A 21,305-nucleotide genomic window follows, 5' to 3' on the forward strand; every position below is an offset into this window, starting at 1 on the left:
GGCGCTAGCGTTCTGGCAATGAACCTACGTTGGCTGGCGGTGAGCGGCCTGCTGCTGCTCCCTCTCGCGGGATGCGCGATTGCGAACGACGATGCGGCGGCGAGCGAGGTGAGCTTCTCCTCCATCGCGGGCACGTCGACCGCGCCGTCCGCGGCGCCGATCGACGTCGTCGACCTCGCGGCGCCGGGGACGATCTGCGGCTCCGTCGCCGCCGCGCAGGACGACGCGCCCGTCGTGATCCGCAGCGGCTCGGCGAACTGCGTGCGAGTGCTGCGGGCGGCACGCGCCTACTCCTCGGCGGCGGCGCACGCCGACGGCCAGGCGGTCACCGTCGAGACGGGAGGCTGGCGCTGCACCGCGACTGTCTCGCGCGGTCCGGCGACCTGCCGCGCCGGCGACGCCTCGTTCAGCGTCGGCTGAGCCGCGCGAAGTCCGCCAGGGTCGCGCCGGACAGCGTGCCGAGGTGGCGGGCACCGTCGAGCACCGGCGCGGGGCCGACGGTGAGGACCGTGCAGCCCGCGGCGAGCGCGGAGCGGGAGCCGGTCGGTGAGTCCTCCACGGCGACGCAGTCCGTGGCCGGGAAGCCGGCGAGCTTCGCGCCGCGCAGGTACGGGTCGGGGGCGGGCTTGGGGCTGGGCACCTCGTCGCCGCAGACGGTGGCCACGAACCGGTCCCGCCCGAGCGTGCCCAGCGCGTGCTCGGTGACCTCGCGGATCGTGTTGGTGACCAGGACCAACGGAACGTCCGCCGCGGCCAGGAGGTCCAGCGCCTCGCGGGCGCCCGGCTGCCACGGGATACCGCCGTCGAACAGCTCGACCACGCGGTCCGACACCCACCGCTCGGCTCCGGCGTAGTCGCGGTCCACCTCCGGGACCCGTGCGAAGTCGAACAGCTTGCGCAGCGCATCCGCGGTCGCGTTGCCCAGCGTCGACTCCCGCGCCTCCGCGGTGATCTCCATGCCGAGGTCGCGGGTGAACTCGGCGACGGCGATGTCCCAGAGCTTCTCGGAATCGAGGAGGGTGCCGTCCATGTCGAACAGGACCGCGGCGGGCAGCGACGGAGAGGTCATGCCCATCACCCTAGGGTGGAGCGCGCACGCGGTGTTAATTCATTCGTCACCCGAACGATGGTTGTCTGTGCTCGAATTCCTGCCATGCGCAATCGCAGGCTGCACACCGTCCTGGCACTCACCGCGACCGCCGCGCTCCTCGCGAGCTGCGGCACCTCCGGGAACGACGCGTCGCCGTCGTCCGGCGCGGCATCGTCCTCCGGAGCGGCGTCGTCAGCCGCGCAGGCGAGCTTCACGGTGCCCGGCGTCGACGATCTGCCGGCGGCGAACCCGGACCAGGTGCACCTGCTCGCGTTCAACGACTTCCACGGCAACCTGCAGCCGCCCACCGGCTCGACGGGGAAGATCGCCGGCCAGGATGCGGGCGGCGCCGCGTACTTCGCCACGGCGCTGCAGCGCCTGAAGAAGCAGTACCCGAACAACCTCACGGTCGCGGCGGGCGACCTGGTCAGCGCCAGCCCGCTGGTCTCCGCCCTGTTCCGCGACGAGCCGACGATCAAGTTCCTGAACTCCGTGGGATTGCAGGCGAGCTCGGTGGGCAACCACGAGTTCGACCACGGCACCATCGAGCTGGAGCGGCTGCAGAAGGGCGGCTGCGCGCCGCAGGGCTGCGAGCCGGGCGAGCCCTTCACCGGCACCGCGTACCAGTACCTCGCCGCGAACGTCACCAACGAGCAGGGCCAACTGCCGCCCGGCACCGTCCCGTGGAAGATGTTCGAGGTCGGCGGGAAGAAGATCGCGGTCATCGGCACGGTCACGCCGGAGACCGCGACCATCGTCGCCCCGGAGGGCGTGCGCGGCTACAGCTTCGGAGACGAGGCCGACGCCATCAACAAGGACGTACCCGAGATCAAGGCCGCCGGAGCGCAGGCCATCGTCGCGACCATGCACAACGGCGGCTCCCAGAAGGGCTCCGGCGAGGCCGATCCGAACGCGTGCAAGGACGTCTCCGCGCCCGTGCCCGACCTCGCGAAGCGGATCGATCCGGCCGTCACCTCGCTCGTCACGGGGCACTCGCATCAGGCCTACACCTGCACCATCGACGGCCGGACGATCACGCAGGCCGCGTCCTACGGCCGTCTCATCACCGACATCACCCTCGACTTCAGCGGTCCGACGGCGAAGGCCACGGCCGTGAACCGGGTCGTGCGCCGGACCCTCCCCGCCGACGCCGCGACACAGCGCCTCGTCGAGTTCTACGAGAAGGAGGCCAAGCCGCGGGCCGACCGGGTGATCGGCACGATCCCGGCCGACCTCAAGCGGGAGGCCTTCCCCGGCGGTGACTCGCCGCTCGGTGATGTCATCGCCGACGGGATGCTCTTCACCACCCGGCCCCCGAACGAGGCCGCCGGACAGATCGCGCTCATGAACCCGGGCGGCGTCCGCGCCGATCTCAAGGGCGGCGACGTCACCTACGGCGCCGCGTACACGGTGCAGCCCTTCGGCAACCAGGTCGTCACCGTCTCGCTCACCGGCCAGCAGATCATCGACCTGCTCGAGCAGCAGTGGCAGAACCCCGCCAAGACCACGATCCTGGCACCGTCGGGCATCACGTACAGCTACGACCCGAACGGTGCGCCGAACCGAAAGGTGGTGCGCGACAGCGTGAAGGTCGGCGACCAGCCGCTCAACACAGTCGCCAAGTACCGGGTGACCACGAACAACTTCCTGGCGGCGGGCGGCGACGGCTTCAGCGTCTTCACCCAGTCCACCGACCTCACCGTCGGCGGGATCGACCTGGACGCGCTGGAGAAGTACCTGCAGGCCACCCCGGACCTGCAGGTCCCCACCAGCCGGATCACGAAGCTGTAGCGACCGCCCGCCGCGACGTGTACGGCGTGGCTGCTAGCGCACCCCACCAGACGTGAGGCGGGACGTCGCCCGAGTCACGGGGCGCATCGCGATCGACGGTGCCTTCCCCCTCATCGTCGATCTGTCCGAACTGCGCTGACGCCGACTTCCTCGCCGTCAGGCGTCGTCGAGGCCGAGATCCACGGACACCTGCTTCACGGCATCGAGAGCATCCACGAGCGACGCGGCCCAGGATGCCGCGATCTGCAGGCCGGCGGCGTCGTCGAGTCGCCAGAACCAGGCGCCCTCGTCGCCCGGCTCGCCGGCCTGGAGGTGCAGGCGGTAGTCGTCCATCGCGGCCTAGGTGTTGAAGTACTTCGCCTCAGGATGCGTCAGGACGAAGGCGTCGGTGGACTGCTCCGGGTGCAGCTGCAACTCCTCGGACAGCTCCACGCCGATCCGCTCGGGCTGCAGCAGGTCGACCATTTTCGCGCGGTCCTCGAGGTCCGGGCAGGCGCCGTAGCCGAAGCTGTAGCGCGCGCCGAGGTACTTGAGGTCGAAGAAGTCGGTGACCGCCGACGGGTCCGTGTCCGCGACCGTCCGGCCGCCGGGCAGGATCAGCTCCTGCCGCACGCGCTGGTGCCAGCGCTCCGCGAGGGCCTCGGTGAGCTGCACGCCGATGCCGTGCAGTTCCAGGTAGTCGCGGTAGCTGTTGGCGGCGAAGAGCTCGTTGGCCGCGTCCGCGATGGGCTGCCCCATCGTGACCAGCTGGAAGGGCAGCACGTCCACCTCGCCGCGCGCGCGGGCGGTGTCGCGGTCGCGGATGAAGTCCGAGATCGCGAGGAACCGGCCGCGCTGCTGCCGCGGGAACTCGAACGAGTACCGCACGGGTGCATCGGGATCCGGGGACTCCAGGACGTCGATGACATTGCCGTGGCTGACGGCCGGGAAGTAGCCGTAGACCACGGCCGCGTGGTCGAGGATCTTCTCGGACTTGAGCTTGTCGAGCCAGTACCGCAGCCGGGGCCGGCCCTCGGTCTCGACGAGTTCCTCGTACGACGGGCCCTCGCCCTTGCGGGCGCCGCGCAGGCCCCACTGACCGAAGAACAGCGCCCGCTCGTCGAGCAGAGAGGCGTACTCGCTGATCGCGATGCCCTTGACCACGCGGGTGCCCCAGAACGGCGGAGTCGCGACCTCGAAGTCGGCCGCCACGTCGGAACGCTCCGGCACCACGACCGGCGCCGCCTCGGCCTTGCGCTTCTCGGCGATGCGACGGCTGCGGGCGTGCCGCTCCTTGCGCTCGCGCGCCTTCTCCGCGGCCGCGAGGGCCTCGGGGCTGTCGGGATCGGGACCGTCGCCGCGCTTGAGCGCCATGATGTCGTCCATCAGGCGCAGGCCCTCGAAGGCGTCGCGGGCGTAGCTGACCTCGCCCGCGTAGACCTCCGCGAGGTCGTTCTCCACGTACGCGCGGGTCAGAGCGGCGCCGCCCAGCAGCACGGGGTACTTCTCCCCCAGGCCGCGGGTGTTGAGCTCCTCGAGGTTCTCCTTCATCACGACGGTGGACTTCACGAGCAGGCCGGACATACCGATCACGTCGGCGTGCTTGTCCTCGGCGGCCTCGACGATGGCGGCGATCGGCTGTTTGATGCCGATGTTGACCACCTCGTAGCCGTTGTTGGACAGGATGATGTCGACGAGGTTCTTGCCGATGTCGTGCACATCGCCCTTGACGGTGGCGAGCACGATCCGGCCCTTGCCCGCGTCGTCCTCGGCCTTCTCCATGTGCGGCTCGAGGTAGGCGACGGCGGCCTTCATCACCTCGGCGGACTGCAGCACGAAGGGCAGCTGCATCTGGCCGGAGCCGAACAGCTCGCCGACGGTCTTCATGCCGGACAGCAGCGTCTCGTTGATGATCGCCAGTGCCGGCTTCTCCTGCAGCGCGGCGTCCAGGTCCGCGTCGAGGCCCTCGCGCTCGCCGTCGACGATGCGGCGCTCCAGCCGCTCGAACAGCGGCAGCTTCGCGAGTTCCTGGGCGCGGGACTCGCGGGCCCCGGCGGCGGAGACGCCCTCGAACAGCTCCATCAGCTTCGACAGTGGGTTGTAGTCCGGGTCGCCCTGGGACTGCAGGCCGTCGAGGCCGCGGCGGTCGTACACGAGATCGAGTGCGGTCTCGCGCTGCACGTCCTCGATCTTGCTCATCGGCAGGATCTTCGACGCGTGCAGGATCGCGGAGTCGAGACCCGCCTCGGTCAGCTCGTGCAGGAACACCGAGTTCAGCACCTGCCGCGCGGCGGGGTTCAAACCGAACGAGACATTCGACAGGCCGACGGTGAAGTGCAGGCTCGGGTACTTCGCGTGCAGGATCTTCACGGCCTCGATGGTCTCGAGCGCGTCGCGCCGGACCTCCTCCTGACCGGTCGAGATCGGGAACACCAGCGGATCGATGATGACGTCGTCGAGCGACAGGCCCCAGTTCCCGGTGAGATCGGCGATGAGCCGCTCGGCGATCCGCACCTTCCACTCGGCGGTACGGGCCTGCCCCTCCTCGTCGATCGTGAGAGCCACCACCGCGGCGCCGTGCGCCACGACCTGCTCCATGATCTTGGTGAACCGCGACTCCGGGCCGTCACCGTCCTCGTAGTTGACGGAGTTCACCGCGCACCGGCCGCCGAGGTGTTCCAGACCGGCCCGGATGACCGCGGGCTCGGTCGAGTCGATCATCACCGGCAGCGTCGACGCGGTCGCGAACCGGGACGCCAGCGCAGCCATGTCCGCGGCGCCGTCGCGGCCCACGTAGTCGACATTCAGGTCCAGCATGTGGGCGCCGTCGCGCACCTGGTCCTTGGCGATGTCCACGCACTTGTCGTGGTCGCCGGCGAGCATCGCCTCGCGGAAGGCCTTGGAGCCGTTGGAGTTCGTGCGCTCGGCGATCATCAGGATCGAGCTGTCCTGCGCGAAGGGCACCGACGTGTACAGCGAGCTGACCGCGCTCTCGGTCTCCGGAACCCGCTGTAGGCGCTCGGTCCCGCGCACCGCCTCGGCGACCTGGCGGATGTGCTCCGGGGTGGTGCCGCAGCAGCCACCCACGAAGCTCAGCCCGAACTCGGCGACGAACCCGGACAGCGCCTCGGCCAGTTCCTCCGGCGTGAGCGGGTACTCCGCGCCGTTCTTGCCCAGCACGGGCAGGCCGGCGTTCGGCATCACCGACACCGGGATGCCGGCGTGCTTCGACAGGTGCCGCAAATGCTCGCTCATCTCGGCCGGGCCGGTGGCGCAGTTCAGGCCGATCATGTCGATGCCCAACGGCTCCAGCGCCGTGAGCGCGGCGCCGATCTCCGAGCCGAGCAGCATGGTGCCGGTGGTCTCGACCGTGACGTGCACGATGATCGGGATCCGCTGGTCCAGCTCGTCCATCGCGGCGTGGCAGCCCAGGACTGCGGCCTTCGACTGCAGGATGTCCTGGCAGGTCTCGATGAGGAAGGCGTCGGCGCCACCGTCGAGCATGCCCCGCGCGGCCTCGGCGTAGGCGTCGCGGATCACCGCGAACGAGGTGTGGCCCAGCGTGGGCAACTTGGTGCCGGGGCCAATGGACCCCAGGACGAACCGGGGCGTGCCGTCCGCGGCGAACTCGTCGGCCACCCGCCGGGCGATAGCGACGCCCTTCTCCGACAGCTCCCGGATGCGATCGGCGATGTCGTAATCGCCGAGGTTGCTCAGATTGCAGCCGAACGTGTTGGTCTCCACCGCGTCCGCGCCGGCGGCGAAATACGCGCGGTGGATCCCCTCCAGCACGTCCGGCCGGGTGTCGTTGAGGATCTCGTTGCAGCCCTCCAGCCCCAGGAAATCGTCCAGGGTCAGGTCCGCTGCCTGCAACATCGTGCCCATCGCACCGTCGCCTATGAGAACACGGCGTGACGCCGCCTCCAGGAAACTCGACTGCAGCGGCTGCTGATGCGTACGGGTCATAGTCCCAGGGTAGTGGGTGCGGGCAAATCGAATCGGCACGACCTGCGCGTACTCTGTTCGAAGTGACGTCCTTCCCGAAGCTCGACCGCCCGGTCCTCATCGCGGCGTTCGAGGGCTGGAACGATGCGGGTGACGCCGCGTCGGGTGCCGTTGAGCACCTCGAACTGACCTGGGACGCGAAGCTCATCACCGAGGTCGACTCGGACGACTTCTACGACTTCCAGGTCAACCGGCCCATCATCAAGCAGGTCGACGGGGTGACCCGGGCCGTCGAGTGGCCGTCGACCACGCTCTCCGTGTGCCGGCCGCCCAAGGCGGACCGCGACGTGGTGCTGCTCCGCGGCACCGAGCCGAACTTCCGTTGGCGCGCCTTCTGCGACCAACTGCTGGCCGTCTTCGCCGAGCTGCACATCGACAGCGTCGTGATCCTGGGCTCATTGCTCGCCGACACGCCGCACACCCGCCCTGTTCCGGTGACGGGGGCCGGCTACGACGCGGAGTCGGCGAAGCGCTTCGGGCTCGAGCAGAATCGCTACGAGGGCCCTACGGGGATCACCGGCGTGTTGCAGGACGCGTGCGTGCGCGCGGGCTTCCCCGCGGTCTCGTTCTGGGCCGCCGTGCCGCACTACGTCTCTCAGCCCCCGAACCCGAAGGCCACCGTCGCACTGCTGCAGCGGGTGGAGCAGGCCCTCGACCTCGCGGTGCCGCTGAGCGATCTGCCGACCCGCGCCGAGGCCTGGGAATCGTCGGTGACGGAGATGACCGAGGACGACGAGGACGTCGCCGACTACGTCCGCGGCCTCGAGGAGCGCGGCGACGCGGAGGCGAAGGACGTCGAGCAGCACATCGACGCCGACGCGATCGCCGCGGAGTTCGAGAAGTACCTGCGGCGCCGGGACCCGGGCACTGGTCCCTAGACGGGCCCGTTCGGTTCTAGCCGATCCGTTCGATCGAGACCACCGGGGTGGTGATGCGCCAGGTGCGCACGTCGGGGTCGTCGGCGGCGCGGACCCAGAACTGGGCCGACTCCCCCACCCGGCAGCTCTTGATGCCCAGCAGCGGGATGTCCTCCGAGTCGCGGCGCAGCGAGCTGATGCTCCACTGCTCGCCCTCCGAGTCGCCCCCGATGCCGGGGGCGCGCATCAGGGTCATCTCACCCAGGTCGACCACGTACGTGGACGTGCGGGTCTGTACGGTCCACACGCCCTCGGTCAGATCCGGGGCCAACTCGCTGACGGTCCTCACAGGCGCAATATAGCGTGTCGAGCTGTCAGGCCGCGCCAGGTACACCGAGTAGCGCGTCGACCGCGGTCGCCACGGCGGTCGGGGCGCTCGCGTCGGGGCCGCCGACGGTGACGGCCCTCTCCGCCCAGGCGTCGATCGCGGCAAGGGCGCGCGGGGTATCCAGATCGTCCGCCAGGTACCGGCGGACCCGGGCGATGAGTTCGTCGCCCTCGGGGCCCGAGGACGCGCGGAAGGCGCGTCGCCACAGGTCCAACCGCGCCAGCGCGCGCTGCAGCACCTCGTCGGACCACGGCCGGTCCTGCCGGTAGTGGCCTTCGAGCAGGCCCAACCGGATCCCCGCGGGATCGACGCCGGAGCGTCGCAGCGTCGAGACGAAGACGAGGTTGCCGCGGCTCTTGGACATCTTCTCGCCGTCGAGGCCGATCATGGCGGCGTGGACGTAGTGCCGGGCGAATCGGCGTTCGCCGGTCGCCGCCTCGACGTGCGCGGCGGAATACTCGTGGTGCGGGAAGATCAGGTCGCTGCCACCGCCCTGGATGTCGAACGTCGCGCCCAGGCGGTTCGCCGCGATCGCGGCGCACTCGATGTGCCAGCCGGGTCGGCCGGGACCGTACGGCGAGGGCCACGACGGTTCGCCGGGCCGCGCGGCGCGCCACAGGATCGGGTCGATGGCGTCGCGCTTGCCGGGGCGATCGGGGTCGCCGCCCCGTTCGGCGAACAACGTCTCCATGGTCGCTCGGTCGTAGCCGGACTCGTAGCCGAACTGCTCCGTGGCGTCGGCACGGTAGTAGACGTCCGGGTACTCGGGGTCGTCGACGACGTACGCGGAGCCGTTGTCCAGGAGCTTCCCGACGAGGTCGACCACCTCCCCGACCGATTCCACGGCACCGATGTAGTCGCGCGGCGGGATGACCCGCAGCGCCTCCATGTCCTCGCGGAACAGGTCCGTCTCGCGGGCGCCCAGATCGCGCCAGTCGATCCCGTCGCGCTCGGCCCGCTCGAACAGCGGGTCGTCGACGTCGGTCACGTTCTGCACGTAGTGCACGTCGTGCCCGTTGTCCCGCAGCACGCGGCCCACCAGGTCGAACGCGAGGTAGGTGGCGGCGTGCCCGAGGTGCGTGGCGTCGTACGGGGTGATACCGCAGACGTACATGCCCGCCACCGGCCCGGGGTTGACCGGTCGCACCGCGGCGTCGGACGTGTCGTAGAGGCGCAGCGGGACCGACGGTCCGGGCACGGTGGGGACGGTGGGACTCGGCCAGGAACGCATGCCCCCACCCTATGCGCCCGTGCGCGGACGGAGATTCCGGGCCGCGCCGGAGCGCAGCCGCTCCCCGCGAATCCCGACGCGCACCGATGCCGGCGAGATGTGGACGAAGAGCGAACATCGAGGGGCAGTCCTGTGCCACAGGAACTCTCAGCAAACTCTTGCCCCCGGTCTCTAGCGGGCGGCGCGATCTGACGCCATGCTTTACCCACATTCGACGAAGAGCTCGTACCAGGAGGTGAATGTCATGTCCCGCAATGAATTCGAGGAAGTCCTGCACCGACTGTTCCCCGCCGAGACCCGCTGGTTCCTCTACCTCCTCCTCGGAGCACTTGCGTTCGCCCTGACCTGGCGTTTTCTGACCGCGGTACGGCGTCCGGTGGTCGCCTACCCGCCGCTCACCGTGGCGGAGATCGCCTGCCTACGGTCTTGGCAGGCCCCGCTGCTCGCGACGATGGGCCTGCTCCGGGCGGGCGGACACCTCGACGCCGAGGGCCGCGCGGACCCCGCGCACCCGTTGCCCCCGGACGCGGACGAGTTCACCCGGCGCATGCTGCACCGGCTCGACGGCTCGCAGTTCTCCGTGAACCTGCTGCTCCACGACCAGCTCGCACCGCTGAAGGAGCTCGAGGACGGGCTCGCGGCACGCGGCTACCTGCGCACGAGCACCGAGCGCTGGCGTTCCCGGTTCGGCGTGGTGCCGCTCGCGGCCGTGGTGGTCGCGGGAATCGTCTGCACGCCGGTGGTGATCCTGACCGGGCGCGTTCCCGTGGGAGCGGCCATCCTGTCCTACCTCGTCCCGTCCGTGCTCACGGCCGTCTTCCTCCTCCGCCCGCTGGCGTCGGTGCCCCGCACCACCCGCGCCGGAGCGCGGCTCTGTGCGGCTGCGAAGGCCCGCGCGAGCTACCTCAAGCCGGCCCTGCGACCCGCCTTCTCCACCTACGGCGCCACGGCTGTGGGCATGTCCGTCGCGCTCTTCGGTACCGCCGCGCTCTGGCAGATCGACCCGCGCTACGCCGCGACGATGGCCGTGGCAGGCGGAGCCGGAGGAGGAGGCGGAGGAGGTGGGGGCTCGTCCTGCGGTAGCTCCTTCACCTGTGGTGGCTCCTCCTGCAGCGGCGGCGGATCGTCGTGTGGCGGCGGAGGCGGCTGTGGAGGCGGAGGGTGCGGGGGCGGAGGGGGGTGCGGAGGATGAGCGTCATGACGCGCACCGTTCCCGCCCTCGGCCCGCTCGGCCTGGGGTGGCGGCGCGAGATCGCTGGCGTCATCGCCGACCTGCGCCCGGGATTCTGCGAGGTCATCGCGGAATCGGTCGGCCTGCGGCGCGGCCGGGCAGTGCCGGACCCGTTGCTGCTGGCGCTCCGTGACCGAAGAGTGCCCGTGGTGCCGCACGGGGTCGCGCTCTCCCTGGGCGGGGTCGACGAGCTCGAGCCGGCACGGGTGCACCGTCTGGCGGCGTGCGCCGAGGCCTTCGACGCGCCCCTCGTCAGCGAGCACATCGCCTTCGTCCGCGCGGGCGGCGTCGAGGCCGGGCACCTGCTGCCCGTGCCCCGCACCCGCGAGGCGCTGGACGTGCTGGTGCGCAACATCGCCCGCACGCAGGATGCGCTGCCGGTGCCGCTCGCGGTGGAGAACATCGCGGCATTCCTGCGGTGGCCCGAGGAGGAGTACACCGAGGCGGAGTTCCTGACCGAGCTGCTGGAGCGCACCGGAGCCCTCCTCGTGCTGGACGTGGCGAACGTCTACGCGAACGCGCTCAACCGTGGCCGCGACCCGCACGACGAGCTGTCGCGGCTGCCCGTCGACCGGATCGCCTACAGTCACGTCGCCGGCGGCGCGGAGGGCGGCGGCCGGTACCACGACACGCACACCGATCCGGTGAATGCCGGAGTCCTGGCGCTGGTCACGGCCCTGCGGGGGCGCGCCGACGTTCCGTTCATGCTGGAGCGCGACGGGCGTTACCCGCCCGCGGCGGAACTCTTCGACGAGCTCGACGCGATCGCCGCGGCGGCGCGGTGCGCGCCGATCACCGAGCACGCGAGGGCGGCGTGGACATGAGCCTGCGGGAGCGCCAGGAGGCGCTGGTACGGGCCCTCGTCGCCGATGGCCCCGTGCCCGAGGGCTTCGATCCGGACGAGGTCGCCGCCGCCGGCGCGGTGTGCCGGCACAAGCGGGACGCGCACGCGGCGCACGCACAACAGCACCGTCGACCGCGGTGGCTGCCGTGGCGGCGCGGCTGATCTGTTCAGCGGGAGGTCAGAAGGGCGGCCACGGGATCGGCCGGCTCGGGGTCGGCAGCGGCATCGCGCCGAGCTCGGTGAGGATCGCGGCCCGCGCGACGAGGGCCTCCTGCTCCTCGGCGGTCACGAGCCCGGCCAGGTCCGGCGGCGCGGAGCGGAAGGACTCGATGTCGGCGAGCAGCTCGTCGCCGACGGGCCGACCCGCCCACCCCCACAGCACCGTGCGGAGTTTCGGCGCGGCATGCAGGCAGATGCCGTGGTCCACGCCGCGGACGCGGCCGTCCGGGCCGGTGAGCACATGGCCGCCCTTGCGGTCGGCGTTGTTGATGAGCACGTCGAGCACCGCGAGGCGCCGCAGCCGCGGGTCGTCGGCGTGCGCGAGCGCGACCTCGGCGATGCCGTCCGGCGCGTCCGCGTCCTCGACGTAGCCGGTGAAGACCGTGAGGTAGCCGTCGGGCACCCCGTCGAGCGGGAACAGGTCCACGAGCTCAGGGCTCTCATCCGGCTCGTCGATCCACCGCTGCACCATCCCCGGGCCGAGCGGGCCGTCGCGCAGCACCGTCTCGGGGATCAGACCCCAACCGAGTGCCTCCGAGACGCGGTACGACGCGACCTCGCGGCCCGCAAGTGTGCCGTCGGGGAAGTCCCACAGCGGGACCTCGCCGCGGACGGGCTTGTAGACCGCCCGCTCCCCCGTCTCGCCGAGCTCGCAGAGCAGGGTGGCGTTGGAGGCACTGGTGATCCGGCCGAGGATCGTCAGATCGGCGCTCTCGAGGTCCACCGCGACATCCACCTACTCGCCCTCGGAGCCGAAGGCGCCGCCGCGCCGATAGCCGTTCAGACGCACGCACATGTGCCCGTCGGCGTCGAGGGGCTCCCCGCACAGCGGGCACGCCGGGCGACCCGCGCCGAGGACCTTCTCGGAACGGTTGGCGAACTCCCGCGCCGCGACGGGCGTGAGGAAGACGCGGACCGCGTCGGGCCCCTCCTCGGCGTCGTCGGCCAGCACCACCGACTCGTCGAGCTCCTGCTCGGTGATCGCGAGCAGCTCGATGACCACCGCCTTCGCCTCGGAGTCCCAGCCCAGGCCCATGGTGCCCACGCGGAACTCCGCATCGACGGGCATGACGAGCGGCTGCAGGTCGGTGACGGGCGTGTCGGCGTCCGGCATCGCGGTGCCGAAGCGACGGGCCACCTCGTCGAGCAGGGCGGCGATGCGCTCGGCGAGCACTTCGACCTGCTGCTTCTCCAGGAGCACGGAGATGATGCGCGACTCGTGCACCGCCTGCAGGTAGAAGGCGCGATCGCCGGGTTGGCCGACGGTGCCCACGACGAACCTGTCGGGGGCGCGGAAAACATGGACGGAGCGGCTCATGCCTCGCCTCCCACAGTGGCCTCCTTGGCCGGGTGGTGGGGCAGCGTGACGCTGCCGGAGGAGTTCACGCACTGCACGAGCGGGCGCGCCGGGCCGTACGTCACGACCGATACCGACGCCGGCGCCACGAACAACCGCTGAAACTGGTCGAGGTGCGTGCCGAGCGCGTCGGCGACGACGGCCTTGATGACGTCGCCGTGGCTGCAGGCGACCCACACGGCGCCGGGACCGTGCTGTGCGGTGAATCGCAGGTCCGCCTCGCGCACCGCTGCCACCGCACGGGCCTGGACGTCGGCGAGCCCCTCCCCGCCGGGGAAGACCGCCGCCGAGGGCTGCTGCTGCACGACCTTCCACAGCGGCTCCTGCAGCAGGTCCTTGATCGCCCGGCCGGTCCAGGATCCGTAGTCCACCTCCACGAGCCGATCGTCGACCTCGGGGGTGAGGCCGTGCGCTGCGGCGAGCGGCGCGAGGGTCTGCTCGCAGCGCAGCAACGGGGAGCGGACGGCGGCCACCAGGTCGACGCCGGCGAGGCGGCCGACGAGGTCGGCGGCCTGGGAGCGGCCGGCGTCGTCGAGCGCGACACCCTCGGCCCGGCCCGCGAGCACCCCGGAGGTGTTCGCGGTCGAGCGGCCGTGGCGCAGCAGGATCACGGTCATGTCCTCGAGTCTATGCGTGCGGGACGTCCGCACCGGCTCGCTGATCGCTCAGGGCATAACTGCTACACCGCCCCGACGGACGGCACGAGCGCCGAGGCTGCGGCGACGGCGGAGGCGGAGGCGGGGAGCAACGGGAGCCGCACCGCGGGCGTGGCGATCCGCCCCTGAGCGGCGAGGACGCCCTTGATCACCGTGGGATTGGGCTCGGCGAACAGCGCGGCGGAGAGGTCACAGAGCGCGCCTCCGATGACGCGGGCCTGCTCGATCCGGTGCTCGCGCCACGCCGCGAGCAGCCGGGCGAACTCCCCTGCGGCGACGTTCGCGGTGGCGGAGATCGCGCCGTGCCCGCCCAGGGCCAGCACCGCGCCGACGAAGGGGTCGTCGCCAGCGAGGACCGAGACGGCGCCCGGACTCGCCGTGGTGAGTGCGGCGAGCAGCCGCACCGTCGTCTCCGTGACGCCGCCCGCGGCGTGCTTGAACCCACCCACCCCGTCGATCGCGGCGAGCTCGAGGAGCGTCTCGAGCGAGAGCGTGCGGCCCGTGCGCTGGGGCACGTCGTAGACGATCAGTGGCACGGGGCTCGCGGCCACGACCCGGCGGTAGTGCTCGATCACCCCCGCCTCGGAGGGCCGGGTGTAGTACGGCACCACGACCAGGGCGAAATCGGCCCGCGAATCGATGCGCCCGAACGCGGCCGCGGTGTCCGCGGTCGCATTGCTGCCCGCGCCCACCGTGAAGACGGCGCGGTGCTCGGCGCAGACGCCTCCGATCCGGTCGGTCACCGCGGCCCGCTCGGCGGGCGTCAGGGTCGCGGGTTCGCCGGTGGTGCCGAGCGCGACGAGGCCGTCGGCACCGTCGGCGAGGCTCTCGTGCGCGAGGCGCTCGAGCGAGGCGAGGTCGACGGTGCCGTCGGCTGCGAAGGGCGTGACGAGCGGGACGTGGAGGCCGGTGAGCTGCATGGTCTCAGGTTCCGGCACGGTGAGCGGTAGGTCCAGCGCGAGAATGCGATGTCGAGCGTAAGCTGCGCTTATGCTCGATGTGCATCGCCTGCGCCTCCTGCGGGAGCTCTCGCTGCGGGGCACGATCGCCGCCGTCGCGCAGGCGCTCGATTACACGCCGTCGGCCGTGTCGCAGCAGCTCGCGACGCTCGAGAAGGAGGCCGGGCGGCCACTGCTCGAACGCACCGGCCGCAGCGTCCGCCTCACCGAGGCGGGCCGGATCCTGGTCGGCCACGCCGACGCGGTGCTCGAACGCCTCGAGCGTGCCCGCGCCGACCTCGACGCCCTCGGCGCCGAGGTCGCCGGGGAGCTGCGGATCGGGGCCTTCGGATCCGCCATGCGCACCGTGATCACCCCGGCGCTCCTGCGGCTCTCGCGCGACCATCCGCTCCTGCGCGTACGCGTGACCGAGATCGACCCCGCGACCGCGCCCGAGCAGCTGCGCTCACGCCAGCTCGATGTCGCGCTGATCCAGCGCTACGACTGCCTCCCGGAGCGGGACGAGCCCGCGCTCGACACCGAACCGCTCTTCGACGAGGCCGTCCACCTCGCGACCCGCCGCGACCGGCCGCGCGCGCTCGCCGCCTGCGCGCAGGAGAGCTGGATCTCCGGCACCATCGGCACGCTGTGCGACGACGCCACGGTGCGGACCTGCGAGAACGCCGGCTTCACGCCGCGCGTGCGGCACCGCACGGATGACTTCGCCGCCGTCCTTGCCCTCGTGGAGGCCGGGCAGGGAGTGGCCGTGATCCCCGACCTGGCCGCGGTCGACCTACCAGAGAACGTGCTGCTCACTCCACTCGACGTGGTGCGGCACACCGCGCTGGCCTACCGGAGCGGCGCGGCCGACGACCCCCTCATCGGGGCGGCGCGGGCGGCACTCAGGTCGCGCTGATCACCCCGCCCCACAGCAGCCCGAGCACCAGGAAGCCGACCACGATGCGGTAGCCGACGAACCAATTGAGCGAATGCTTGGCCACGAAGCTCAGCAGCCAGGCGATCGCCGCGTAGCCCACGACGAAAGCGATCACGGTCGCCACGAGCAGCTGCGGCCCCGAGGCGTGCAGGCCCTCACCCGCCGGCGCGAACGCGTCCGGAAGGCTGAACAGGCCCGACGCCGTGACCGCGGGGATCGCCAACAGGAAGGAGAAGCGCACAGCCGCCTCGCGCGTGAGGCCCAGGAACAGGCCGGCACTCGAGGTGGCGCCGGAGCGGGAGACGCCGGGAATGAGGGCGAGGCACTGCGCCAGGCCCATGAGGATGCCATCGCGCGCCGTCACCTGCTCCAGGGAGCGCTGCCGGTTCGCGTAGACCTTGGAGCTCACGTACTCCGCGGCGAAGATGACGATCGAGAAGACGATCAGCATGGTCGCGACCAGGTACAGGTTGCGGGCGGCCGTACGGATCTCGTCCTTAAACAGGTATCCCAGCACGCCGATCGGGATGGTGCCGATGATCACATACCAGCCGATGCGGTAGTCCACGCCGCGCTGAGCCTGGTCGAACAGCCCCCGGAACCACGCGATGACGATCCGATAGATGTCCTTGGCGAAGTAGATCAGCACCGCCAGCTCGGTGCCGAGTTGGGTGACCGCGGTGAACGAGGCCCCCGCATCGTCGCCGAACCAGAGCTCCGAGACGATCCGAAGGTGCCCCGAGGACGAGACGGGGAGGAACTCCGTCAACCCCTGCACCAAGCCCAGCACGATCGCCTGCAACCACGTCATGTCCACCCGGGCAGGCTACCGGCCGGAGCCGGAGTGGGCCCGGGCGGTAGTTTCGAAGCATCATGACCCGCACCTTCGCCACCCGGACCGCCGCCCTCGCGGTCGTCGCAGCAGTCGCCCTCACCGCCTGTTCCACGACGCCCGCACGGGAGGACCGCCCGACGATCGTCCCGGCTCAGCCGGCGGTCGCGCCGGAGCCCGCCACCTCCCCGGCCGGTGCCGTCGTGCCCTCCGCCGCGGGCGAGGGCCTCGCCTTCGACCCGGTCGGTCGACGGCTCGCGGCGCTGTCCGGCTCCGAAGTGGTGCTGTACTCGGTCGACGGTGGACTCAAGGAGGTCGCCCGGTCGTCGTTCTCCGCGCGCGCGAGCCAGGTCGTCCCGAACCGCGACGGCGGATTCCTCGTCGCGGCCGGGAAACAGGTCGTGGTACTCCCTCGGGACGCCGGCGCCGACGGCTCCGTGACGGTCGGACGCACGACCTTCGACGTCGACGGTGACGTCCTCACCGCGGCGCCGTACGGCGCCGACGGGATCTCCGTGCTGGCCGGCACGTCCGACGGGCGGATCATCGGGCTCGGGGAGTCATCGGCACCGAGGACGATCACCGGCCCCGTCGAGGCGAGCCGGATCCTCGTGCACGGCGACGACGTGGCCGTGGTCGACCGGCTGCAGTCGTCGGTCGCCGAGGTCGACGTGGCGGGTGGCAAGCTCGGTAAGGGCCTGCGCGTCGGCCGCGGCGTCACCAACGCCGCCGTCGACCCGTACGGTCGACTGTTCGCGGTCGACACCGGCAAGAACCAGGTGATCGGCTACACCGTCGCGCCGCTGATGGCGAAGTTCCAGTACCCGGAGAAGGGCTCGCCCTGGGCGGTCGGCTACGACGAGACCGACAAGCTGATGTGGGTGACCCGCACCGCGACGAACGAGGTGGTCGGCTATGCGCTGAACACCGGCATCCCGGAGCAGCGCAAGCTGTACCCCACCGTCCGTCAGCCCAACGCGATCGCGGTGGACGCGAAGACCGGGACCCTCTACGTGCAGTCGGCGACGGGTGCCGGCATCCAGGCGATCCCGACGCGATAGGGAACGGACATTGACCAGCGGCACGCGGAGCGCCCCCGACGAGGACGAGTACGATTTCCTGCCGTTGCGATTGCCGCGGGAGGTCTCCCGGGTGACCGCAGCGATGCGGCTGACCATCGAGGCCGAGTTCGGCGGGTGGGAACTGTCCCGCGTGCGGCTGTACACCGACGGTTCGCGGCGGGTCCTGCTCCGCCGCAAACGCACGAAAACGTCCGGCATGCTGCCGCCGGACGCCACGAAGGGGTTGTGAGCACCATGTCGGCGATATCTCAGGCGATCTACCGGTCGCTCCTGAACGTGCTGTTCCTCGTCTCCCCCGAGCGGATCCACCACCTCGTCTTCGGCCTGATCCGGGGAACGACCGCCATCCCCCCGGTCCGGGCCGGTATTCGGCAGGGCCTCGCGGTCCGCGATCCGATCCTCGAGCAGACCGTCTTCGGCGTCCGCTTCCCCGCGCCCGTCGGCCTGGCCGCCGGCTTCGACAAGAACGCGCGCGCGGCCAACGGGTGGGGCGCGCTGGGCTTCGGCTTCGCCGAGATCGGTACGGTGACCGCCCACGCGCAGCCCGGCAATCCCGCGCCGCGCCTGTTCCGGCTCCCCGCCGACCACGCCCTGATCAACCGGATGGGCTTCAACAACTACGGCGCCGGCGCCGCCGCCAACGAGCTGCGCAAACGCGACGCCGGCCCCACCGCGGTGCCGATCGGCGCCAACATCGGCAAGACGAAGGTCACCCCGCTCGAGGGCGCCGCCGACGACTACCGGGTCAGCGCCATGCTGCTCGGTCCCCTCGCCGATTTCATCGTCGTCAACGTCTCGTCGCCCAACACCCCCGGGCTGCGCGACCTGCAGGCGACCGAGTCGCTGCGTCCGCTCCTGCAGGCGGTCCTCGACACCGTGACGGTCCCGGTGCTGGTGAAGATCGCCCCGGACCTCGCCGACGAGGACATCGACGCCGTCGCCGACCTGGCGGTGGAGCTGGGCCTCGCCGGCATCGTCGCGACCAACACCACGATCAGCCGCGCAGGCCTGTCCACGCCGGACGCCGAGGTCGAAGCCATCGGCGCGGGCGGCCTGTCCGGGCGCCCCGTCCGGGCGCGCTCGCTGCAGGTGCTGCGTCGCCTCGCCGCCCGCGTCGGCGACGACCTGGTGCTGATCTCCGTGGGCGGTATCGAGACCGTCGACGACGTCTACGAGCGCATCCGCGCGGGCGCGTCGCTGGTGCAGGTGTACACCCAGTTCATCTACGGCGGGCCGACGTGGACCCGTTCCGTGCACAAGGAGCTCGCGGCGCGGCTGCGCGCCGACGGCTTCGCGTCGATCGCGGACGCCGTGGGCGTCGACCGCTGAGGCCCGGACCGTACGACGAAGGCCGCGCCCGGAGTTCCGGGCGCGGCCTTCGCAGGTCGATCAGACCTGCGCGTACGTGGCGGTGATGGAGCCGCGCGCGATCGCGGCTCCGAAGAGGTTGAAGCCCAGGTACGCGGGCGTCGCGGTGGCCGGCAGATCCAGCTTCTCCACGCCGAGCGCATGCACCACGAAGATGTACCGGTGCGGGCCGTGCCCGGCGGGCGGCGCCGCGCCGACGTACCGCGGCAGGCTCGCGTCGTTGTTGAGCGTCAGGGCGCCCTCCGGCAGCGAGCCGGGCGCACCGTCGCCCGCCCCCGCGGCGAGCGAGGTGACCGAGGCGGGGATGTTCGCGACCGCCCAGTGCCAGAACCCGGAGGCCGTGGGGGCGTCGGGGTCGTAGCAGGTCACCGCGTAGGACTTAGTGCCCGCGGGGGCGCCGGTCCAGGACAGCTGGGGCGAGACGTCCTCGCCGCCGGCGCCCATGATCCCGCTGCGGTGCGCGACAGGGAGCTCGGCACCGTCGACGATGCTCTCGGAGGTGACGGTGAGTGCGGGCAGGGCCGGCAGCCCCGCATACGGATCGAACGGAACGGTCATCTCGAATCCTTTCGTGTTGCGCGATTCTCTGTGGTTCTAGGAGTTCATCAGGAAGTGCTCGAAGACCTGCGTGCCGAACTTCAGCGCGTCGACGGGGACCCGCTCGTCGACGCCGTGGAACAGCGCCGCGAAGTCCAGCTCCTCGGGCAGTTGCAGGGGGGCGAACCCGAAGCAGCGGATCCCGAGCTTGGCGAAGGCCTTCGCGTCGGTCCCGCCCGACAGCATGTACGGCACGGTGCGGCCGTCGGCGTCGAACGCGAGGATCGCGTCATTCATCGCATCGACGAGGGCACCGTCGAAACCGGTCTCGTAGGAGTCCAGTTTGGTGATCCACTCCCGCTCGATGTCGGGCCCCAGGATCTCGTCGAGCTCCTTCTCGAACGCGGCCTGCCGGCCGGGCAGGACGCGGCAGTCGATCACGGCCTCGGCGGTCTGCGGGATCACGTTGGCCTTGTAGCCGGCCTTGAGCATGGTGGGGTTGGCGGTGTCGCGGAGCGTCGCGCCGACGATACGGGCCAGTCCACCGATCTTCGCGAGTTGGCCTTCGAGGTCGGGACCGTCCAGGTCGATGTCGATGGTCGATTCCCGGTCCAGGGCACGGAGGAACTCGATCACACTGTCGCTGAGGACGAGCGGGAACGTGTGGCGGCCGAGTCGCGCGACGGCCTCCGCGAGGAGCGTGACCGCGTTGTCCTCGTGCACGAACGAGCCGTGCCCGGCCCGCGCCTTCGCCGTCAGCCGCATCCAGCACATGCTCTTCTCGGCGGTCTCCACCAGGTACAGGCGCTTCTTGTTGCCCGACGGGGTGTCGACGGTCAGCGAGAAGCCGCCGACCTCGCCCACCGCCTCGGTGACGCCCGCGAAGAGTTCCGGGCGGTGCTGCACGAGCCAGTGCGATCCCCACGTGCCACCGGCCTCCTCATCGGCCAGGAAGGCGAACATGATGTCGCGGGGCGGGACGGTGCCCGACGACTTCAACTGCCGCGCGAGGGCCAGCATGATGCCGCACATGTCCTTCATGTCGACCGCGCCGCGACCCCAGACGTAGCCGTTCTCGACGGCACCGGAGAAGGGGTGCACGCTCCAGTCGGCGGGCTCGGCGGGCACTACGTCGAGGTGGCCGTGCACGAGCAACGTGCCCCGCTTGGGGTTCGCGCCCGGGAGGGTGGCGAAGACGTTGCCCCGGCCGGGCTGCCCGGACTCGACGTAGACCGTCTCGTAGCCGACCTCCTCGAGGCGGGCCTGCACCCACCGGGCGCACTCGGCCTCCCCCTTGGTGGTCTCGAGCTCCCCGGTGTTGGAGGTGTCGAATCGGATGAGGGCGCTCACGGTCTCGACGACCTCGTCGAGCGCGTTCACTGCAGTAGCCACACCCATATCAGTACCACGGACCGCCGGTCGCCTCATCGGATGCGCGAGTGCCCCGACGTGCCGATTTGGCTTCGCGGGTGCGCGTGGATTACTGTGAACGAGCTTCCCAGCGCGGGTGGCGGAATGGCAGACGCGCTAGCTTGAGGTGCTAGTGTCCTACTAATGGACGTGGGGGTTCAAGTCCCCCTCCGCGCACAACACGAGAACCCCGGCCCCGGTCGGGGTTCTCGTCTTTCTACTGGACCGGCTGCGGCGCGAGCACGATCCGGTGCGTGGGCTCCCACAGCACGTCGTCGTGCAACGACAGGAAGCTGTACTCCACCTTCTCTGTTCCGTCCGAGTCGTCGAAACGAAGTCCCGAGAGCCGCCCCGCGGCCACCAGCCGCCCCTCGGCATCGAAGATCCGCGCGTCACGATCGGTGACGGCGTCGAAGTCCGCGTGAAAGGCGTCGTAGAGTTCCCGCCCGGTGAATGTGTCCATACCTCGATGGTGCGCCCGTTCGAGCGCGACCGCGACGGATTCCGCGGTGGACCGGACATTTGGAACAGTAATGCCGAACCTGTCCCCGCA

Annotated in this window: 23 protein-coding genes and 1 tRNA gene; 11 read left to right on the forward strand and 13 right to left on the reverse strand. The window is 71.0% G+C overall.

Features of this window, described 5'->3' with window-relative positions:
• Window positions 1–18: 18 nt before the first annotated feature.
• Complete coding sequence (locus tag FK529_RS06945; RefSeq protein WP_146560261.1) at window positions 19–420, forward strand: hypothetical protein; 402 nt, start codon at window positions 19–21, stop codon at window positions 418–420.
• On the opposite strand, the gene FK529_RS06950 is transcribed toward FK529_RS06945, so the two are convergent.
• Window positions 407–1,069, reverse strand: a complete 663-nt coding sequence (locus tag FK529_RS06950; protein ID WP_146560262.1) for an HAD family hydrolase — start codon at window positions 1,067–1,069, stop codon at window positions 407–409. The two genes, FK529_RS06945 and FK529_RS06950, sit on opposite strands and share 14 nt — an antisense overlap.
• Window positions 1,070–1,153: 84 nt before the next feature.
• On the opposite strand from FK529_RS06950, the gene FK529_RS06955 reads away from it, so the two are divergent.
• On the forward strand, window positions 1,154–2,881 hold the full coding sequence (locus FK529_RS06955) for a bifunctional metallophosphatase/5'-nucleotidase (RefSeq protein ID WP_146560263.1): 1,728 nt from the start codon (window positions 1,154–1,156) through the stop codon (window positions 2,879–2,881).
• Window positions 2,882–3,037: 156 nt separating this feature from the next.
• On the opposite strand, the gene FK529_RS19995 is transcribed toward FK529_RS06955, so the two are convergent.
• Entirely contained in the window at window positions 3,038–3,214 is a 177-nt protein-coding gene (locus FK529_RS19995; protein ID WP_158635069.1) for a hypothetical protein, read from the reverse strand.
• Window positions 3,215–3,220: 6 nt separating this feature from the next.
• Window positions 3,221–6,826: a methionine synthase gene (metH, locus tag FK529_RS06960; RefSeq protein ID WP_146560264.1), complete on the reverse strand. Its 3,606-nt coding sequence runs from the start codon at window positions 6,824–6,826 to the stop codon at window positions 3,221–3,223.
• Window positions 6,827–6,852: 26 nt separating this feature from the next.
• Between metH and FK529_RS06965 the strand changes: the two genes are divergently transcribed.
• A complete protein-coding gene (locus tag FK529_RS06965) occupies window positions 6,853–7,743 on the forward strand; it encodes a PAC2 family protein (protein WP_146560265.1) in 891 nt (296 codons plus the stop codon).
• Window positions 7,744–7,759: 16 nt separating this feature from the next.
• Here the strand turns inward: FK529_RS06965 and FK529_RS06970 are convergent, their stop codons facing one another.
• Both FK529_RS06970 and mshC read right to left on the reverse strand, forming a co-directional pair.
• Window positions 7,760–8,071, reverse strand: a complete 312-nt coding sequence (locus FK529_RS06970) for a hypothetical protein (RefSeq protein WP_146560266.1) — start codon at window positions 8,069–8,071, stop codon at window positions 7,760–7,762.
• A gap of 25 nt (window positions 8,072–8,096) precedes the next feature.
• The gene (gene mshC / locus FK529_RS06975; RefSeq protein WP_146560267.1) at window positions 8,097–9,341 is read right to left on the reverse strand and encodes a cysteine--1-D-myo-inosityl 2-amino-2-deoxy-alpha-D-glucopyranoside ligase; all 1,245 of its coding nucleotides are present in this window, start codon (window positions 9,339–9,341) and stop codon (window positions 8,097–8,099) included.
• Window positions 9,342–9,585: 244 nt separating this feature from the next.
• Here mshC and FK529_RS06980 point away from each other — a divergent pair, with 244 nt between their 5' ends.
• The 3 genes from FK529_RS06980 to FK529_RS06990 are packed head-to-tail and all read left to right on the forward strand — an operon-like array spanning window position 9,586 to window position 11,578.
• Complete coding sequence (locus FK529_RS06980) at window positions 9,586–10,533, forward strand: TIGR04222 domain-containing membrane protein (protein WP_158635070.1); 948 nt, start codon at window positions 9,586–9,588, stop codon at window positions 10,531–10,533.
• 5 nt (window positions 10,534–10,538) lie between these two features.
• On the forward strand, window positions 10,539–11,396 hold the full coding sequence (locus FK529_RS06985; RefSeq protein ID WP_146560269.1) for an MbnB/TglH/ChrH family RiPP precursor modification enzyme: 858 nt from the start codon (window positions 10,539–10,541) through the stop codon (window positions 11,394–11,396).
• Window positions 11,393–11,578, forward strand: coding sequence for an SCO6045 C-terminal-like domain-containing protein (locus FK529_RS06990; protein WP_146560270.1), 186 nt, complete (start codon window positions 11,393–11,395; stop codon window positions 11,576–11,578). Before FK529_RS06985 ends, FK529_RS06990 begins: the two co-directional genes overlap by 4 nt.
• A gap of 16 nt (window positions 11,579–11,594) precedes the next feature.
• Here FK529_RS06990 and FK529_RS06995 read toward each other — a convergent pair whose 3' ends face one another.
• From FK529_RS06995 to dapA, 4 genes are all read right to left on the reverse strand, one after another.
• Entirely contained in the window at window positions 11,595–12,371 is a 777-nt protein-coding gene (locus FK529_RS06995; RefSeq protein ID WP_231702970.1) for an SCO1664 family protein, read from the reverse strand.
• The gene (locus FK529_RS07000) at window positions 12,372–12,953 is read right to left on the reverse strand and encodes a DUF3090 domain-containing protein (RefSeq protein ID WP_146560271.1); all 582 of its coding nucleotides are present in this window, start codon (window positions 12,951–12,953) and stop codon (window positions 12,372–12,374) included.
• A complete protein-coding gene (locus FK529_RS07005; RefSeq protein ID WP_146560272.1) occupies window positions 12,950–13,609 on the reverse strand; it encodes an MSMEG_4193 family putative phosphomutase in 660 nt (219 codons plus the stop codon). Before FK529_RS07005 ends, FK529_RS07000 begins: the two co-directional genes overlap by 4 nt.
• A gap of 62 nt (window positions 13,610–13,671) precedes the next feature.
• Window positions 13,672–14,568, reverse strand: coding sequence for a 4-hydroxy-tetrahydrodipicolinate synthase (gene dapA / locus FK529_RS07010; protein ID WP_146560273.1), 897 nt, complete (start codon window positions 14,566–14,568; stop codon window positions 13,672–13,674).
• 70 nt (window positions 14,569–14,638) lie between these two features.
• Between dapA and FK529_RS07015 the strand changes: the two genes are divergently transcribed.
• Window positions 14,639–15,502: a LysR family transcriptional regulator gene (locus FK529_RS07015; RefSeq protein ID WP_146560274.1), complete on the forward strand. Its 864-nt coding sequence runs from the start codon at window positions 14,639–14,641 to the stop codon at window positions 15,500–15,502.
• Here the strand turns inward: FK529_RS07015 and FK529_RS07020 are convergent.
• Window positions 15,489–16,334, reverse strand: coding sequence for an undecaprenyl-diphosphate phosphatase (locus FK529_RS07020; protein ID WP_146560275.1), 846 nt, complete (start codon window positions 16,332–16,334; stop codon window positions 15,489–15,491). The two genes, FK529_RS07015 and FK529_RS07020, sit on opposite strands and share 14 nt — an antisense overlap.
• A 62-nt stretch (window positions 16,335–16,396) precedes the next feature.
• On the opposite strand from FK529_RS07020, the gene FK529_RS07025 reads away from it, so the two are divergent.
• From FK529_RS07025 to FK529_RS07035, 3 genes are read left to right on the forward strand one after another with little or no spacing between them, the layout of a single operon-like run.
• Window positions 16,397–17,416 carry a YncE family protein gene (locus FK529_RS07025; protein ID WP_146560276.1) on the forward strand — a complete coding sequence of 340 codons (1,020 nt, stop codon included), beginning with the start codon at window positions 16,397–16,399 and terminating at the stop codon, window positions 17,414–17,416.
• 10 nt (window positions 17,417–17,426) lie between these two features.
• Window positions 17,427–17,666 (forward strand): DUF5703 family protein, encoded by a 240-nt coding sequence (locus tag FK529_RS07030; protein WP_068525595.1) that lies wholly within the window; start codon window positions 17,427–17,429, stop codon window positions 17,664–17,666.
• Window positions 17,667–17,692: 26 nt separating this feature from the next.
• A complete protein-coding gene (locus FK529_RS07035; RefSeq protein WP_146560643.1) occupies window positions 17,693–18,766 on the forward strand; it encodes a quinone-dependent dihydroorotate dehydrogenase in 1,074 nt (357 codons plus the stop codon).
• A 60-nt stretch (window positions 18,767–18,826) separates the two neighbouring features.
• Here FK529_RS07035 and FK529_RS07040 read toward each other — a convergent pair whose 3' ends face one another.
• Together FK529_RS07040 and FK529_RS07045 are read right to left on the reverse strand one after the other, a co-directional pair.
• Complete coding sequence (locus tag FK529_RS07040; protein WP_146560277.1) at window positions 18,827–19,363, reverse strand: YbhB/YbcL family Raf kinase inhibitor-like protein; 537 nt, start codon at window positions 19,361–19,363, stop codon at window positions 18,827–18,829.
• A gap of 36 nt (window positions 19,364–19,399) precedes the next feature.
• Window positions 19,400–20,740: a M20/M25/M40 family metallo-hydrolase gene (locus FK529_RS07045; protein WP_146560278.1), complete on the reverse strand. Its 1,341-nt coding sequence runs from the start codon at window positions 20,738–20,740 to the stop codon at window positions 19,400–19,402.
• A 103-nt stretch (window positions 20,741–20,843) separates the two neighbouring features.
• Between FK529_RS07045 and FK529_RS07050 the strand changes: the two genes are divergently transcribed.
• Window positions 20,844–20,929 (forward strand) — tRNA-Leu (locus FK529_RS07050).
• A 40-nt stretch (window positions 20,930–20,969) separates the two neighbouring features.
• Here the strand turns inward: FK529_RS07050 and FK529_RS07055 are convergent.
• Complete coding sequence (locus FK529_RS07055) at window positions 20,970–21,215, reverse strand: hypothetical protein (RefSeq protein WP_146560279.1); 246 nt, start codon at window positions 21,213–21,215, stop codon at window positions 20,970–20,972.
• Between the last annotated feature and the right edge of the window lie 90 nt (window positions 21,216–21,305).

This window comes from Tsukamurella asaccharolytica, from assembly GCF_007858435.1.
Taxonomy (GTDB): Bacteria; Actinomycetota; Actinomycetes; order Mycobacteriales; family Mycobacteriaceae; genus Tsukamurella; species Tsukamurella asaccharolytica.

Excerpts from the sequence above, each read along its gene's own strand:
- FK529_RS06945 (WP_146560261.1), top strand. The coding sequence starts at position 19 with ATGAACCTACGTTGGCTGGCGGTGAGCGGCCTGCTGCTGCTCCCTCTC.
- FK529_RS06950 (WP_146560262.1), bottom strand. The coding sequence starts at position 1,069 with ATGACCTCTCCGTCGCTGCCCGCCGCGGTCCTGTTCGACATGGACGGC.
- FK529_RS06955 (WP_146560263.1), top strand. The coding sequence starts at position 1,154 with ATGCGCAATCGCAGGCTGCACACCGTCCTGGCACTCACCGCGACCGCC.
- FK529_RS19995 (WP_158635069.1), bottom strand. The coding sequence starts at position 3,214 with ATGGACGACTACCGCCTGCACCTCCAGGCCGGCGAGCCGGGCGACGAG.
- metH (WP_146560264.1), bottom strand. The coding sequence starts at position 6,826 with ATGACCCGTACGCATCAGCAGCCGCTGCAGTCGAGTTTCCTGGAGGCG.
- mshC (WP_146560267.1), bottom strand. The coding sequence starts at position 9,341 with ATGCGTTCCTGGCCGAGTCCCACCGTCCCCACCGTGCCCGGACCGTCG.
- FK529_RS06980 (WP_158635070.1), top strand. The coding sequence starts at position 9,586 with ATGTCCCGCAATGAATTCGAGGAAGTCCTGCACCGACTGTTCCCCGCC.
- FK529_RS06985 (WP_146560269.1), top strand. The coding sequence starts at position 10,539 with ATGACGCGCACCGTTCCCGCCCTCGGCCCGCTCGGCCTGGGGTGGCGG.
- FK529_RS06990 (WP_146560270.1), top strand. The coding sequence starts at position 11,393 with ATGAGCCTGCGGGAGCGCCAGGAGGCGCTGGTACGGGCCCTCGTCGCC.
- FK529_RS07000 (WP_146560271.1), bottom strand. The coding sequence starts at position 12,953 with ATGAGCCGCTCCGTCCATGTTTTCCGCGCCCCCGACAGGTTCGTCGTG.
- FK529_RS07005 (WP_146560272.1), bottom strand. The coding sequence starts at position 13,609 with ATGACCGTGATCCTGCTGCGCCACGGCCGCTCGACCGCGAACACCTCC.
- dapA (WP_146560273.1), bottom strand. The coding sequence starts at position 14,568 with ATGCAGCTCACCGGCCTCCACGTCCCGCTCGTCACGCCCTTCGCAGCC.
- FK529_RS07015 (WP_146560274.1), top strand. The coding sequence starts at position 14,639 with ATGCTCGATGTGCATCGCCTGCGCCTCCTGCGGGAGCTCTCGCTGCGG.
- FK529_RS07020 (WP_146560275.1), bottom strand. The coding sequence starts at position 16,334 with ATGACGTGGTTGCAGGCGATCGTGCTGGGCTTGGTGCAGGGGTTGACG.
- FK529_RS07025 (WP_146560276.1), top strand. The coding sequence starts at position 16,397 with ATGACCCGCACCTTCGCCACCCGGACCGCCGCCCTCGCGGTCGTCGCA.
- FK529_RS07040 (WP_146560277.1), bottom strand. The coding sequence starts at position 19,363 with ATGACCGTTCCGTTCGATCCGTATGCGGGGCTGCCGGCCCTGCCCGCA.
- FK529_RS07045 (WP_146560278.1), bottom strand. The coding sequence starts at position 20,740 with ATGGGTGTGGCTACTGCAGTGAACGCGCTCGACGAGGTCGTCGAGACC.
- FK529_RS07055 (WP_146560279.1), bottom strand. The coding sequence starts at position 21,215 with ATGGACACATTCACCGGGCGGGAACTCTACGACGCCTTTCACGCGGAC.